The organism is Halomonas sp. B23F22_20, assembly GCF_043496985.1.
GTDB lineage: Bacteria > Pseudomonadota > Gammaproteobacteria > Pseudomonadales > Halomonadaceae > Halomonas.
The window spans coordinates 19,387-33,764 of the sequence record NZ_JBIEKH010000005.1; the positions used below are offsets into that span (position 1 = coordinate 19,387).

Genomic DNA, 14,378 nt, shown 5'->3' on the forward strand with positions numbered 1-14,378 from the left:
CTCAGGCGTCCTGCTCGACGATGCGCATCGACAGGTCGATGGCCTTGACGTCCTTGGTCAGCGCGCCGCTCGAGATGCAGTCGACGCCGGTCTCGGCGATGTCGCGCAGGGTGGTCTCGTCGACGTTGCCCGAGGCCTCCAGGGTGGCGCGCCCGTTGCCTCGGCGCACCGCCTCGCGCATGTCGTCGAGCGAGAAGTTGTCGAGCATGATGATATCGGCGCCGGCGGCCAGCGCCTGGTCGAGCTCCTCGAAGGTTTCCACCTCCACTTCCACCGGCAGGTCGCGAGCGATGCGCCGGGCCTCTTCGACCGCCGCGGCGATTCCTCCGCAGGCGGCAATATGGTTTTCCTTGATCAAAAAGGCGTCATAGAGGCCGATGCGGTGGTTGTGCCCGCCGCCGCAGGTCACGGCGTATTTCTGGGCCAGGCGCAGGCCGGGGAGGGTCTTGCGGGTGTCGAGGATGCGTACCCCGGTGCCTGCCAGCAGGTCCACGTAGTGTCGTGTCCGGGTGGCGGTGGAGGACAGCGTCTGCAGCAGGTTCAGTGCCGCGCGTTCGCCGGTGAGCAGGCTGCGCGCCGGCCCCTCGAGCTCGAGGAGGCCAGCGTCGGCCTCGAGGCGGTCACCGTCGGCGGCCTGCCAGCGCAGCAGCACCCGCGAATCCAGGCGCCGGAACAGCTCGTCGACCCAGGCCACGCCGCACAGCACCATCGGCTCGCGGGTGATCACCCGGGCCCGGGCCCACTGTTTCTCGGGAATCAGCTCGGCGGTGATGTCGCCGGGGCCAACGTCCTCGGCCAGCAGCCGGGCGGCGCTGTCACGGATCTCTTCGGCGAGGGCATCCTGATAGTGCATGGTGGCGTGATCTCTGTGCTGTGAAGCTTGGGGCGTTCATTATAGGGGAAACGCCAGGGCCGACGTCAGGGGGAAAGATGCCGATTCAAGAGGGCTGGCTCGCGGGAGCCCGCCGGGTGCCGTCACCCAATCACAATGCGCGACCGGACGGCGAGGTGTCGCTGCTGGTGCTGCACTCCATCAGCCTGCCGCCGGGCGAGTTCGGTGGCGACGCCATCGAGCGGCTGTTCATCAATCGCCTGGATCCTGCCGGACATCCTTTCTTTGCCGAGATCGCCGACCTGCGCGTCTCGGCGCACCTCCTGATTCGCCGCGACGGCGAGTGCGTGCAGTTCGTATCCTTTCAGGACCGGGCCTGGCATGCCGGGCGCTCGCGCTGGCGCGACGATGGCGTCGAGCGCACCGGCCTCAATGATTTCGCGGTCGGCATCGAGCTCGAGGGCGATGAGGTATCGCCCTACACGGCGGCCCAGTATCGGACCCTGGCGCGAGCCACCCAGGCGCTGCTGGACACCTATCCGCGCTTGACGCACGAGCGGATCACCAGCCATGCCCATGTTGCGCCACTACGCAAGACCGATCCGGGGCCGGCCTTCGACTGGGCCTATTTCCGTCAGCGGCTGTCGTCGATGGACATTTCTGCGTAATAAAACGTTTTTATGGTATCCGGCGATGTCGCTGTGAACGATGATGCGGATCACGGCGCCCTTGCGGCGGGGATCGCCGTCGATCATGTCGCTATAGCCCTGGAGTCGGGCATGTCGGGGCGATATTTGGTTTTGAAAATGTTTTCCAGTTCTGCTTCAATTGGCAGCCGCCAGCGTTTGCGGTATCGTCAGCGCACCCGACGATAACGGTCGCGCTGACTTGTAAAACGACTACAACCTTGGAAACCCGGCATGGAGGTGATCCTTCCATGACCGCCACTCAAGCGCCACACCCCCTTGCTGCGGGGCTGTTGCCCCCAACGTCATTCGGAGAGACGTCTATGAGTCTTGAGACAAGAGAAGATCTCGATCCGGTCGAAACCCAGGAATGGCTGGATTCCCTGGAATCGGTTCTGGATCACGAGGGCGAGGAACGCGCCCGGTACCTGATGACTCGCCTGGCGGATCGCTACCGCCGCGACGGTATGCAGGTACCTTTCTCGGTCACGACGCCGCATCGCAACACCATTCCGGTGCACCGCGAGGCGCCGATGCCGGGCGATCTCTTCATGGAACGTCGCATCCGCTCGCTGATCCGCTGGAACATGGCCGCCATGGTCACCCGCGCCAACAAGGCGAACAAGGGCATCGGCGGTCACCTGGCCAGCTTCATGTCCTCGGCGACACTCTATGACGTGGGCTTCAACCACTTCTTCCGCGCGGCCAACGGCGATTTCCAGGGCGACCTGGTCTTCATCCAGGGGCACAGCTCGCCGGGCATCTATGCGCGCTCCTTCCTGGAAGGCCGCCTCACCGAAGATCAGATGGACAAGTATCGCCAGGAAGTGGACGGAGACGGCCTGTCGTCCTATCCGCACCCCTGGCTGATGCCGGACTACTGGCAGCTGCCGACCGTGTCCATGGGCCTGGGCCCGATCATGGCGATCTATCAGGCCCACGTCATGAAGTACCTGGATCAGCGTGGCCTGCAGCCCATGCACGACCGCAAGGTCTGGGCCTTCCTGGGCGACGGCGAGTGTGACGAGCCCGAGACGCTGGGGGCCATTCACCTGGCCAGCCGCGAGAAGCTCGACAACCTCAACTTCGTCATCAACTGCAACCTGCAGCGCCTGGACGGTCCGGTGCGCGGCAACTCGCGGATCATGGACGAGCTGGAGGGCGTGTTCCGCGGCGCCGGCTGGAACGTCATCAAGGTGGTCTGGGGTCGCCTGTGGGATCCGCTGTTCGAGAAGGACAACAAGGGCGTCCTGCAGAAGCTGATGGACGAGACCGTCGACGGCGAGTACCAGAACTGCAAGGCCAACGGCGGCGCTTATACCCGCGAGCACTTCTTCGGCAAGTATCCCGAGACCGCCAAGATGGTCGAGGGCATGTCCGACGAGGACATCTGGAAGCTCAACCGCGGCGGCCACGACCCGTTCAAGGTCTACGCGGCCTATCATGAGGCCTTCCACAACGCCAACGGCCGTCCCACCGTGATCCTGGCGCATACCGTCAAGGGCTACGGGCTGGGCGCCGCCGGCGGCGAAGCCGACAACGAGGCCCACCAGGTCAAGTCGATCGACGATCAGGACGTGCTGAAGAAGTTCCGCGACCGCTTCGGCATCCCGGTGTCCGACGAGGCGATCGAGAACGAGATGCCGTACTACAAGCCGTCGGACGACTCGCCGGAGATGAAGTACATGCATCTCCAGCGCGAGCGCCTGGGTGGCTATCTGCCGGCGCGTAACCCGGACTTCCAGGCACTGGACATCCCGGGCCTCGACGACAAGATATTCTCTTCCCAGACCGGCGGTTCCAAGGGGCGTGAAGTCTCCACTACCATGGCCTTCGTGCGTATCCTGACAGGCCTGGTCAAGCACAAGGGCTTCGGCAAGCAGGTAGTGCCGATCGTGCCCGACGAGGCGCGTACCTTCGGCATGGAAGGCATGTTCCGCCAGCTCGGCATCTATACCTCCGAGGGCCAGAAGTACGAGCCCATGGACAAGGGCCAGCTGATGTTCTATCGCGAGGACAAGGCCGGTCAGGTGCTCGAAGAGGGCATCACCGAGGCGGGCGCCATGTCCTCCTGGATCGCCGCCGCCACTTCCTACAGCAACCACGGGTTGCCGCTGCTGCCGTTCTACATCTACTACTCGATGTTCGGCTTCCAGCGTATCGGTGATCTGGCCTGGGCCGCCGGCGACATGCAGGCGCGCGGCTTCCTGATCGGCGGCACGGCCGGTCGCACCACCCTCAACGGTGAGGGCCTGCAGCACCAGGACGGTCACAGCCACCTCCAGGCGTCGATGATCCCCAACTGCCGCAGCTATGATCCGACCTATGCCCACGAGGTCGCGGTCATCGTTCAGGACGGTCTGAAGCGCATGTTCGCCGACAAGGAGAACTGCTTCTACTACCTGACGGTGATGAACGAGAACTACGAGCAGCCGGCCCTCGAGGAAGTGCCCGCCGAGGACATCATCAAGGGCATGTACCTGTTGCGCGAGACCGAGGGCAAGAAGGCACGCGTCCAGCTAATGGGCTGCGGCACCATCCTGCGCGAGGTGGAGGCTGCCGCCGAGCTGCTCAGCGAGGAGTGGGGCGTAGGCGCCGATATCTGGAGCGTGACCAGCTTCAACGAGCTGCGCCGCGAGGCCCTGGAGATCGATCGCCAGGCGTTCCTCAAGCCGGCCGAAGAACCGGGCAAGCCCCACGTCACGGCGTGCCTGGAGGGCCGCCAGGGCCCGGCCATCGTCTCCACCGACTACATGAAGCTGTTCGCCGACCAGGTCCGCGCCTGGGTGCCGACCGACTACCATGTACTCGGGACCGACGGCTACGGCCGCTCCGATACCCGCGAGAAGCTGCGTCACTTCTTCGAGGTCAACCGCTACTTCGTCACCGTGGCTGCGCTCAAGGCGCTGGCCGACCGCGGCGAGATCGATCGCAAGGTCGTTGGCGAGGCCATCGAGAAGTATGGCATCGACCCCAACAAGCCCAACCCGCTCGAGGTGTGAGGCGTCGATCGACCGGTGGCATGGCGGGCCCGGTTGGCCCGCCCCCGTCAAGAGTTTGAAGGAGCGCGACCTTGAGTAGCGAAATCATCAAAGTGCCTGATATCGGTGGCGATACCGATGTCGAAATCATCGAGATCGCGGTGTCGGAAGGCGACGTCATTGAGCCCGAAGACACCCTGATCACCCTGGAATCCGACAAGGCCTCCATGGACGTGCCGGCTCCCAAGGGCGGCAAGGTCCTCAAGGTGCTGGTCAAGGAGGGCGATACCGTCTCCGAGGGTGACGACATCGTCGAGCTGGAGGCCGAGGGGGGTGGCGACGCCGAGCCCGCTAAGGCCGCCGAGGCCCCGGCCGAGCAGCCTGCACCGGCGCCCGAGGCCAAGCCCGAACCGGCCGCCAAGCCTGCCGCCGGGGGCAGCCAGACCGTCGAGATCAAGGTGCCCGACCTGGGCGGTGCCAGTGACGTGGAGATCATCGAGGTGGCGGTCGCCGAGGGTGACGAGGTGGCCGAGGAAGATCCCCTCATCACCCTGGAGTCCGACAAGGCCTCCATGGACGTGCCGAGCCCCCATGCCGGCAAGATCGTCTCGTTCACCGTCAAGGAGGGTGACACCGTCTCCGAGGGTGACGTCATCGGCACCATGCAGGTCGCCGGCGGCGCTGACGAGGCGCCGGCCGAGGCCAGCGCCTCTGAGCCTGCCAGCGAGCCGGCCGCAGCCGCCGAGCCCGAAGCGGCGCCTCAGCCCGCTGCCAGCGGCGAGCCCCAGCGCCGCGAGGTGCGGGTGCCGGACCTGGGCGGTGCCAGCGACGTGCCGATCATCGAAGTCAGCGTGAGCGCGGGCAGCGAGGTTGACGAGGAGGAGCCGCTGATCACCCTGGAGTCCGACAAGGCCTCCATGGACGTGCCGAGCCCCTACAAGGGCAAGCTGGTCGAGCTGACCGTCAAGGAGGGCGACAGCGTCTCCGAGGGCGATCTGATCGGCTATATCGAGACTGCCGGCGAGGCACCCGCTCCTCAGGCGGCGCCGCAGCAAGGTGCCGCCAAGCGCGAAGCGCCGGCCGAGAAGCCGGCCGCCAGCAAGCCCGCCGGCGGCAGCCCCAGCCCGGAAGCGCAGATGGCCTCTCACAAGCCGCGTGACGGCAAGCTGGTGCACGCCGGGCCGGCGGTGCGCATGCTGGCCCGCGAGCTCGGCGTCGACCTGGGGCTGGTCAAGCCCAGCGGCCCCAAGGAGCGGGTGGTCAAGGAAGACGTCCACGCCTACGTCAAGCAGGTGATGGCGGGGCAGGCCAAGGCTCCGTCGGCGGCACCCGCCGCGGCCGAGGGTGGCATGGGCATTCCGCCGATTCCCGACCAGGACTTCAGCCAGTTCGGCGAAGTGGAAGAGAAGCCGATGGGCCGCCTGATGAAGATGGGTGCCACCAATCTGCATCGCAGCTGGCTCAACGTGCCGCACGTCACCCAGTTCGACGAGGCCGACATCACCGAGCTCGAGGCCTTCCGCAAGTCGATGAAGGCCGAGGCCGAGGCCCAGGGCGCCAAGCTCACGCCGCTGCCGTTCCTGATCAAGGCCTGTGCCTTTGCGCTGCAGAAGTTCCCGCAGTTCAACGTCAGCCTGAAGAGCGACGGCGAGACCCTGGTGCACAAGAAGTACGTGCACATCGGCATCGCCGTGGACACGCCGGATGGCCTGATGGTGCCGGTGATCCGCAACGCCGACCAGAAGTCGCTGATCGAGCTGGCCAAGGAATCCGTCGAGCTGGCCGGAAAGGCGCAGTCGAAGAAGCTCAAGCGCGAGGAGATGACCGGTGGCTGCTTCACCATCTCCAGCCTGGGTTCGATCGGCGGCACCGCCTTCACGCCCATCGTCAACGCCCCGGAGGTCGCCATTCTTGGTGTCTCCAAGGCGTCGATGAAGCCGGTGTGGGACGGCGCGGCCTTCCAGCCGCGGTTGACCATGCCGCTGTCGCTGTCCTACGACCACCGGGCGGTCAATGGCGCCGACGCGGCGCGCTTCACCGCCTTCCTCGGCCAGGTGCTGACGGACATCCGTCGCCTGTTGCTCTGATCGAGGCAAGGTGAGCCACGACCGACGGCGCCGTGAGGCGCCGTCGGCGTTTGCGTTCGGGGAAGACCAAAGTGCTAGACCGGACAGCCCCTTGAGAGCGAAGGAATTTTCGGTTCACTCCGGGAGCTGCGTCTTCGTGTCGCTTGTGTGACGTCGATGGCCCCGGTATGGTTCGCTATTCTCGGTTTCTCGTCTCTACGAACCATCCCAATTCCAAGGAGCTAGTTTCGATGCGTGTGATCCTCTTGGGCGCCCCTGGTGCCGGTAAAGGGACCCAGGCCCAGTTCATCTGCGAGCGCTACGGTATCCCGCAGATCTCCACCGGTGACATGCTGCGCGCCGCGGTCAAGGAGGGCAGCGAGCTGGGGCTCAAGGTCAAGGAGATCATGACCACTGGCGGCCTGGTGTCCGACGACATCATCATTGCCCTGGTCAAGGAGCGCATTGCCCAGCCCGACTGCGCCAACGGCTTCCTGTTCGACGGCTTCCCGCGCACCATCCCGCAGGCCGACGCCATGAAAGACGCCGGCGTCAAGCTGGACCACGTGCTCGAGATCGCCGTGCCCGACGAGGAGATCGTCAACCGCCTGGCCGGCCGCCGCGTGCACCCGGCTTCCGGGCGCGTCTACCACGTTGACCACAACCCGCCCAAGGAAGAGGGCAAGGACGACGTCACCGGCGAGGCGCTGATCCAGCGCGACGACGACAGCGAAGCCACCGTGCGCAACCGCCTGTCGGTCTATCACGAGCAGACCGCTCCGCTGGTCGACTACTACCAGCAGTGGGCTCAGCAGGCGCCCGAGGCTGCACCGGCCTACCACCGGGTGGAAGGTGTGGGCAGCGTCGACGACATCACCAACCAGGTGATTGCCGCCCTCGAGAGCTGAGAAAAGGTCGATCGGTTTCTGCGATCCGGCGGCGGGCAGGCTAGGCGCCCCACCTGTCGTCGCTCGCGACGGAATCCCACGCTTTTCTTTGTCCTGGTAACGGCCCGCATTGCGCGGGCCGTTGTCGTATAATGCCCCGACACTTCCCGCACCGTTAGAGACCCATGCCGATCCTGCTGGCCCTGGATGCCTCCTCGAGCGCCTGCTCCGCCGCCCTGCTGCGGCGTCGCGAGGGCGCCGACGACGAGTTGATCTCCCGCTTCGAACTCACGCCCCGTGCTCACACCCGCCGGCTGCTGCCGATGGTCGACGAGGTGCTGGCCGAGGCCGGCATGGCCCCGACCGACCTGGACGCGGTGGCCTACGGCCGCGGTCCGGGCTCGTTCACCGGGCTGCGCATCGCCGCCGGCACCGCCCAGGGCCTGGCCTTCGGCCTCGAACGTCCGCTGCTCGGCGTCTCGACGCTGCAGGCGCTGGCGCTGGGCGCCCATCGACGTCATCACTATCGCTACCTGATCACCGCCCTGGATGCGCGCATGGGCGAGGTCTATGCCGCCGCCTGGCAATGCCATCGGGGGCGGGTCGAGTGCCTGGCCGAGGAGGCGGTGCTGCCGCCCGAGCGACTGTGCCTGCCCGCCGGTCACGATGATCATGACTGGGTTGGCGTGGGCTCCGGCTGGACGCTGTGGGATGACATGCCCGCCGAGGTGCAGGCGGGGCTCGGGCAGTGCCTGCCCGACCTGGACGCCGCCGCCGAGGACATGGTGCTGCTCGCCGCCGAGGCCTTTGCCGCCGGGGAGGGACGCCCCGCCGCCGAGGTCCAGCCGGTCTATCTGCGCGACCGGGTCGCCTGGCAGAAGAGCCGATGAGTGCGGTGGCCGTGGCGGACGACGCGGCCCTGGCCGCACGCTGGGGGCTGCCCGGCCTCGACGCGTTGCCGTCGGGCGAGGTGCCGCCACTGACGCTGCGCCGCGAGGATGACCGACTGGTGCTGGCCGGTGACGCCAAGGTCTATGGCAAGCCGCTGGCCGTGGATTTCGTCGAGGGCCGCGCGGCCCATCGGCGTCGCTTCGGCGGCGGTCGCGGACAACTGATTGCCAAGGCCTGCGGGCTTGGCAAGGGCGCGACGCCCACGGTGGTAGACGCCACCGCCGGGCTTGGCCGCGATGCCTTCGTGCTGGCCACGCTCGGCGCCGAGGTGCTGATGGTGGAGCGGGTGGCGGCCATCGCGGCCCTGCTCGATGACGGCCTGGCCCGCGCCCGGGCGGATGCAGACACCGCCGGAATCGCCGCTCGCCTGCATCTGGCCCATGGCGATGCGAGCCGCCAGCTCGCCATCCTGGTGGCGGAAGCCGGCATCGCGCCCCAGGTCATCCACCTAGACCCGATGTTTCCCCACCGCGAGAAGTCGGCGCTGGTCAAGAAGGAGATGCGGCTGTTCCGCGAGCTCGCCGGCGACGATGCCGACGCGCCTAGGCTGCTGGAAGCGGCGTTGGACGTGGCGACCCACCGAGTGGTGGTCAAGCGCCCGCGCAAGGCCCCGCCCATCGAAGGCCCAGCCCCGCGCCACGTGCTGGAGGGAAAGACCAGCCGATACGATCTCTACGTCCACCGCTCCCTCAACGACTGATTCCCGCTAGTTGCCCAGCGTCGTCTCACCCTCCTCGGAGTCGCCGCTGCCCCGGGCGGCGACTCGCTCTAGCCGATGGCGCAGTGCCGGGTCGAACAGCGTCCGGCTGCGTCGAGCCGCCTCGCGCAGACGCTCCTGATAGTGGAGGCGATCGTCGCAGACCGTCAGCCAGCCCTCGCGTTCCAAGCTTTCCACCAGGCCGTCGAACAGCCGTGGGTCGAAGAACTCCGGCGCGTCGCGACCGGTAAGCTGCGCCAGGCGTTCGGCAAGCTGGCGAGCGTGATTCGACAGCTCGGCGTGATCGAAGTGGCCCGGAGCCTCGCCGAGCAGGGCGGCGACCAGCAGGTAGCCTCGTTCCAGCGATGGCCGCATCAGCCGCCCCAGCATTCGCAGCTGCTCGGCCTCGGCCAGATTCTCGGCGCGCTTCCAGCCGTGGCCGTCGGCGACCAGCAGCCCGACCTCGGCGAGCCGTTCGAGGGCCGCATCCAGCGCCTCGTCGAACGCGGCCGGTGGCTCGATCGAGAGCTCGTGCACCAGCACCGGCCAGCCCGGCGCCAGGAGCTCTGCCAGGGCGTCGCGCCGATGGCGAACATGGTGGCGGAAGGCGAAGGCGACCAGCCCGGTCAGGGCAAACAGGTGCAGCACGTTGTTGCGATACCAGGCGAGGCGGCCGGTCTGTCGCTCGTCGGCGGTGACCAGGTCGCCCAGGGGGTGAGGGCGATAGTTCAGCAGCCCCAGGGCCCGAGCATGGTCGATCCAGTCGCGGGGCGTGCCGGCAGGCAGGGGATGGCTCTCGTCGCCGGGGCGTGGCCGCCGGAGTCTGGCCAGCAGTGCCAGCTGGCGTTCGAGCAGCTCTGCCTCGATGGCTCGGTGGGGCGTGGCCAGCAGGCTCAGGGCGACCAGGTTCACCGGGTTGAGCGTGGCGGCGGCGTTGATGCGTCGCGCCAGGGTTTCGCCCAGCCGGGAGACCGCCCCGGTGCGCCAGGCCGGGCGAGGCTCGCCGATATCCTGGCGCCAGTCGGGCTGGCACTCGTCCAGGAAGGCGTCGAGGGCCAACGGCTCGCCGACGTTCACCGTGACCCGACCGTAGGGCTGACGCAGCCGGCCCAGCACGCCGAGCAGCGCCAGCGGACTCTCCTTGCGTTTGGCGCCACCGCCCAGCTCGCGCTGATAGCTGGCCTCCTCGAGGATCCGCTCATAGCCGATGTAGACCGGAATGAACGACAGCGGGCGGCCGTCGCTGGCCGGGCGACGCAGGAAGGAGCCCAGGGTCATGGCCAGCATCCCTGGGCGAGGCGCCAACAGGCGGCCGCTGCGCGAGCGGCCGCCCTCGATGAAGTATTCCAGGCTATGGCCGCGTGACAGCAGGCGGTGCAGGTACTCGTCGAAGACCCTGGTGTAGAGCGGCTGGTCACGAAAGCTGCGGCGCATGAAGAAAGCCCCGCCGCGGCGTAGCAGGGGACCGATCAGCGGCATGTTCAGATTGCGGCCGGCGGCAATGTGCGGCGGCATCAATCCCTGCGCATAGAGCACGTAGGAGAGCAGCAGGTAGTCGATGTGGCTGCGATGGCAGGGCACGTAGACCAGGGTGTGTCTGCCGGCAAGGGCGGTGACGCGCTCGATGCCGTGCACGTCGACGCCGTCGTAGAGTCGGTTCCACAGCCTTCCGAGCAGGCCGTCGAGGAAGCGCAGCACCGGGTAGCTCATGTTGGCGGCGATCTCGCCGCCGTAGCGGCGCGCCCGGCGGCGTAGTCGAGCCTGGGTCGCCGGGGCGTCGCCGGCCAGCTCGACGATCGTCCGCTCGACCTCGGGGCTTGCCACCACGCCCTCGATGAGGGTACGGCGATGGGAGAGATCGGGCCCCAGCACGCGACTGCGGAGGCGGCGAAAATGGACCCGCAACAGGCGTGCGGCCTTGCGCTCGATGACGCCGGCGTCGCGGCCGTCGGTGAGTTCGGAGAGCCACAATGGCGCGCCAAAGTGCACCTCCAGGTCGCGGCCGTTGACCAGCACCGCCAGCAGTCGGCGCAGGCGGCCAGGGAGTCGCCAGCCGTCGGCGGCCAGCAGGTGCCAGACGCCGAAGCGCTTGCCCGGGGCGCGGCCCCAGAACACGCTGACCGGCACCAACTGTACATTCTGGCCGCTGTCGATCAGTTGCCGCAGTGCCGTAGGGCGCCGTCGACGACGGGGAGCGGGCAGGGCGAGCAGCGCGGGGACGTCCAGCGTGCCCAGCGAGTGGCTGGCCGCGGCGGGTGGCAGACCGTGGCGTTCGGTCAGGCTTTCCAGCAGCAGGGCATCGGATAGCGCGGGCCTGGGGAGCACGTAGAGGGTCGGGATATCGGAGGAGAGATCCAGCGTCTCGGGTGACGGCTCGATTCGCCGCACCCGGACCCAGGCGGCAAGAAGCCGGCGCAGTGGGGAACGCCATGCTCGAGACGAGAAGGCCATCCGGTTGCCTGTGTAGTCACATGTGCGGCCAGTATACGCCTGCGCGGCAGGCTGGGTCAGGGGGCGCGATGGCTCGGCCTCGGCCTGTATCCAAGGCAGCGGTGCCGCAGTAGCCAGCTTTCTCCCGTCGGGAAAACGTGCGTCAATGAAGGCCGCAGTCGCGGCCAGGGAGGTGCCATGCACGGCATGTGGCGGGACGGTAACCATTTCGAGCTGCTGCCCGAGGCGGCACGCTTCCTGCCGGCCATGTTCGAGGCCGTGGACGATGCCCGGCACTCGGTGCTGATCGAGCTCTACCTGATGGAGTCGGGGCGCTTGGCCAGCGAGGTGATCGAGGTGCTGGCCCGAGCCGCGGCGCGCGGCGTGGCGGTTCTGCTGCTGCTCGACGGTTACGGTGCCATGGGACTCGCCGCCGAGGACCGTCGACGGCTGGAAGCGGCCGGGGTGGCGTTGCGCTGGTTCAATCCCCTGGGCCTGCATTCGCTGGCGCGGAATCTGACCCGCGACCACCGCAAGCTGGTGGTGGTGGACGGCGAGGTGGCCTTCACCGGCGGCTTCGGCGTGGTCGACGAATTCCTGGAGGCCTGGTACGAGGTGGCGGTGCGCATCGAAGGGCCGGTGGTGGCGGACTGGATGCGGCTGTTCTCGAGTCTGTGGGATTCACCGATGAGCCGCGGCGCGGGAGCGGCGGCGCTGGTACATGGGCTGGAAGGCGCCTCCGCCATCCGGCCAGGCCACCGCGGCATGCGCGGTCGAGTGGTATGGGGGCAAGGCTATCGCTATCAGGCCATTCGCCACTCCCTGCAGCGTCAGGTTAGCGGTGCTAGGCGACGCATCTGGATCTGCACGCCCTATTTCGTGCCGACCCTGACGCTGCGTCGGCGGCTGTTGCGGGCCGCGCGACGGGGCGTGGAGGTGTGCCTGCTGCTGCCCGGCGGCCGCCATGACCATCCCGGGGTCCGCTATGCCGGACAACGCTTCTACGGCCGTCTGCTGCGGGCCGGGGTGCGAATCTTCGAGTTCCAGCCGTCCTTCATCCACGCCAAGTTCACCCTGGCCGACGACTGGGTCAGCCTGGGGTCGTGCAACTTCGATCACTGGAGCCTGCAGTGGAACCTGGAAGCCAACCAGGAGGTGGAGGATGCCCGTTTCGCCGCCGAAGTGGCCGAGCTTTTCCAGCGTAACTTCGCCGCCAGCCGGGAGATTCGCCGCGAGGACTGGGCCCGTCGCTCACGCTGGCAGCGTTTCAGGGAGTGGCTCTACGGGACCCTCGACGGGCTGCTGACGCGGTTACGCTGACCCCGCCCGGGCTGCGCCCGGAGCCCGGAGCTGTAAGTTATAAGCTTGAAGCTGGAAGAAAACTCTTGGCCCCATGATGTCGGGGCTCATGCTGTCTTCCAGCTTACTTCTTGCGTTTGGGTTTGCCCCTGTCTTTCCCCTTGTTCTGGCCGGCAGCCTGCTTGCGTCGGGGCTTGGGCTTGGGCGTTTCCGGCGGCACCCGGTAGTGCAGGTAGAGATCCAGCACCAGCTCGGGTAGTTGGGCGGTGAGGCCTTCCAGGCGTTCGCCGTCCTTTGCCAGCTCGGCCATGTCCGGCTCCTCGGCGAACAGCCCCGAGAGCAGCATGAAGGGCAGCAGCAGGGTGGCGGCGGCTTCCTCGTCGTCGGCGAACCAGGCGGTCTCGTCGAGGAACACGCCTTCCATGAAACCGGCGCACCAGTCGCCGATGGGGGTTTCCTCGGGGGGCAGGCCGCCCAGCTCCAGGTCGAAGGGCAGCTCGGGCAGCCCGCCGCCTTCCAGCACCTCGATAGCGGTATGCCGCAGTCGCTCCAGCATCCCCAGTACGTCTTCGCGCTCGGTGTCGTCGGTGAAGTCCGGCTCGCCGTGGAACAGTTCCGCGACCCAGGTGGCCGGTGCCGTATCGCGGGGTGCCACGGCCAGTGCGACCAGGAAACCGTGGGTGCCGATCAAGTCGAGCGCGTCGGCGTCCACGCGCTCGGACTCGAGGAAGTCGTCGAGCCGCTCCAGAGACTCGTCGTCGAGGAGCGGCAGGGGCTGGGGCTTGTCGTCTGACATGTCTCTCACTCGCAGGTATCGTCGCGCGGGGCTTTACGCCATCTCAACGGGGCACCATTCTAGCATCCCATGACGTCTCCCGCGCTGCCTGACCCCGATCCCCAGTGGCTGGCGGGCCTCGATACCGAGGCCCGCCGGACGGCGCTGCTCGACCGTGTCGAGGCGGCCTATGCGCTGTGTCTCGACGTGCATCCGGGGCTGCCACGGCCCCGAGTATGGCTGGATCTGCGTGGCCGCTCCGCCGGCCAGGCGCATTTCGGACGCGGTGGGCTGCGCTTCAATCCGGTGTTGCTCGAGGAGAATTGCCACGCCTTCCTGGTCGAGGTGGTGCCCCATGAGATGGCACACTGGCTGGTGCATCACCTCGAGGATGGTCATCGGACCAGGCCCCACGGCCATGAGTGGCGCACCGTGATGCGCCGACTGTTCGGGCTGGCGCCGCGGGTCACCCATCGCTTCGACACGGCGCGCTCGAGCCCCGCGCCTCATCGCTATCGCTGTGGCTGCCGGGAGCATGCCTTTTCCGCCAGGCGTCATGCCCTGGTACGCTCGGGACGCGCCTATCGCTGCCGACACTGCGCTCAGACCTTGGTCTACTGTGGCCTAAGGGAGCTTGAAAAACAGGCTTAACTGTTTGTTATAAAAAAGAAAAATGTTCATACCAATGTCTAAGGGGAAGGCGGATCATCGGGGGGTTATGCTGAAATCATCTTATGGCGCCGGTCGCCTCGACCGGCATCGTCAACCTGAAGG

11 protein-coding genes are annotated in these 14,378 nt (G+C 67.3%); 8 read left to right on the top strand and 3 right to left on the bottom strand.

Annotated features, from left to right (window positions below; translation table 11 throughout):
• Position 1: 1 nt before the first annotated feature.
• The gene (gene nadC, locus ACGTN6_RS04815; protein WP_394590145.1) at positions 2-853 is read right to left on the bottom strand and encodes a carboxylating nicotinate-nucleotide diphosphorylase; all 852 of its coding nucleotides are present in this window, start codon (positions 851-853) and stop codon (positions 2-4) included.
• 77 nt (positions 854-930) lie between these two features.
• On the opposite strand from nadC, the gene ampD reads away from it, so the two are divergent.
• The 6 genes from ampD to ACGTN6_RS04845 all read left to right on the top strand — a co-directional run bounded on the left by ampD (position 931) and on the right by ACGTN6_RS04845 (position 9,103).
• Complete coding sequence (gene ampD / locus ACGTN6_RS04820) at positions 931-1,500, top strand: 1,6-anhydro-N-acetylmuramyl-L-alanine amidase AmpD (RefSeq protein WP_394590146.1); 570 nt, start codon at positions 931-933, stop codon at positions 1,498-1,500.
• A gap of 341 nt (positions 1,501-1,841) precedes the next feature.
• Positions 1,842-4,520, top strand: a complete 2,679-nt coding sequence (gene aceE / locus ACGTN6_RS04825; protein ID WP_394590147.1) for a pyruvate dehydrogenase (acetyl-transferring), homodimeric type — start codon at positions 1,842-1,844, stop codon at positions 4,518-4,520.
• Between the two features lie 71 nt (positions 4,521-4,591).
• Entirely contained in the window at positions 4,592-6,586 is a 1,995-nt protein-coding gene (gene aceF / locus ACGTN6_RS04830; protein ID WP_394590148.1) for a pyruvate dehydrogenase complex dihydrolipoyllysine-residue acetyltransferase, read from the top strand.
• A gap of 230 nt (positions 6,587-6,816) precedes the next feature.
• Entirely contained in the window at positions 6,817-7,473 is a 657-nt protein-coding gene (gene adk, locus ACGTN6_RS04835) for an adenylate kinase (RefSeq protein ID WP_394590149.1), read from the top strand.
• 164 nt (positions 7,474-7,637) lie between these two features.
• The gene (tsaB, locus tag ACGTN6_RS04840; RefSeq protein ID WP_394590150.1) at positions 7,638-8,342 is read left to right on the top strand and encodes a tRNA (adenosine(37)-N6)-threonylcarbamoyltransferase complex dimerization subunit type 1 TsaB; all 705 of its coding nucleotides are present in this window, start codon (positions 7,638-7,640) and stop codon (positions 8,340-8,342) included.
• A complete protein-coding gene (locus ACGTN6_RS04845) occupies positions 8,339-9,103 on the top strand; it encodes a class I SAM-dependent methyltransferase (protein ID WP_394590151.1) in 765 nt (254 codons plus the stop codon). The genes tsaB and ACGTN6_RS04845 overlap by 4 nt, the downstream gene beginning before the upstream one ends.
• Positions 9,104-9,109: 6 nt before the next feature.
• Here the strand turns inward: ACGTN6_RS04845 and plsB are convergent, their stop codons facing one another.
• Positions 9,110-11,551 (bottom strand): glycerol-3-phosphate 1-O-acyltransferase PlsB, encoded by a 2,442-nt coding sequence (plsB, locus tag ACGTN6_RS04850; protein ID WP_394590152.1) that lies wholly within the window; start codon positions 11,549-11,551, stop codon positions 9,110-9,112.
• A gap of 177 nt (positions 11,552-11,728) precedes the next feature.
• Here plsB and ACGTN6_RS04855 point away from each other — a divergent pair, with 177 nt between their 5' ends.
• Positions 11,729-12,850, top strand: coding sequence for a phospholipase D-like domain-containing protein (locus ACGTN6_RS04855; RefSeq protein ID WP_394590153.1), 1,122 nt, complete (start codon positions 11,729-11,731; stop codon positions 12,848-12,850).
• Between the two features lie 103 nt (positions 12,851-12,953).
• On the opposite strand, the gene ACGTN6_RS04860 is transcribed toward ACGTN6_RS04855, so the two are convergent.
• Complete coding sequence (locus tag ACGTN6_RS04860; RefSeq protein WP_394590154.1) at positions 12,954-13,625, bottom strand: YecA/YgfB family protein; 672 nt, start codon at positions 13,623-13,625, stop codon at positions 12,954-12,956.
• A 69-nt stretch (positions 13,626-13,694) separates the two neighbouring features.
• Between ACGTN6_RS04860 and ACGTN6_RS04865 the strand changes: the two genes are divergently transcribed.
• The gene (locus ACGTN6_RS04865; protein ID WP_394590155.1) at positions 13,695-14,255 is read left to right on the top strand and encodes a SprT family zinc-dependent metalloprotease; all 561 of its coding nucleotides are present in this window, start codon (positions 13,695-13,697) and stop codon (positions 14,253-14,255) included.
• Positions 14,256-14,378: the final 123 nt, after the last annotated feature.

What these genes read in the sequence shown, in the direction of transcription:
- adk (WP_394590149.1), top strand. Translation starts at nt 6,817, where the DNA reads ATGCGTGTGATCCTCTTGGGCGCCCCTGGTGCCGGTAAAGGGACCCAG.
- plsB (WP_394590152.1), bottom strand. Translation starts at nt 11,551, where the DNA reads ATGGCCTTCTCGTCTCGAGCATGGCGTTCCCCACTGCGCCGGCTTCTT.
- ACGTN6_RS04845 (WP_394590151.1), top strand. Translation starts at nt 8,339, where the DNA reads ATGAGTGCGGTGGCCGTGGCGGACGACGCGGCCCTGGCCGCACGCTGG.
- aceE (WP_394590147.1), top strand. Translation starts at nt 1,842, where the DNA reads ATGAGTCTTGAGACAAGAGAAGATCTCGATCCGGTCGAAACCCAGGAA.
- ACGTN6_RS04860 (WP_394590154.1), bottom strand. Translation starts at nt 13,625, where the DNA reads ATGTCAGACGACAAGCCCCAGCCCCTGCCGCTCCTCGACGACGAGTCT.
- ampD (WP_394590146.1), top strand. Translation starts at nt 931, where the DNA reads ATGCCGATTCAAGAGGGCTGGCTCGCGGGAGCCCGCCGGGTGCCGTCA.
- ACGTN6_RS04865 (WP_394590155.1), top strand. Translation starts at nt 13,695, where the DNA reads ATGACGTCTCCCGCGCTGCCTGACCCCGATCCCCAGTGGCTGGCGGGC.
- ACGTN6_RS04855 (WP_394590153.1), top strand. Translation starts at nt 11,729, where the DNA reads ATGCACGGCATGTGGCGGGACGGTAACCATTTCGAGCTGCTGCCCGAG.
- tsaB (WP_394590150.1), top strand. Translation starts at nt 7,638, where the DNA reads ATGCCGATCCTGCTGGCCCTGGATGCCTCCTCGAGCGCCTGCTCCGCC.
- nadC (WP_394590145.1), bottom strand. Translation starts at nt 853, where the DNA reads ATGCACTATCAGGATGCCCTCGCCGAAGAGATCCGTGACAGCGCCGCC.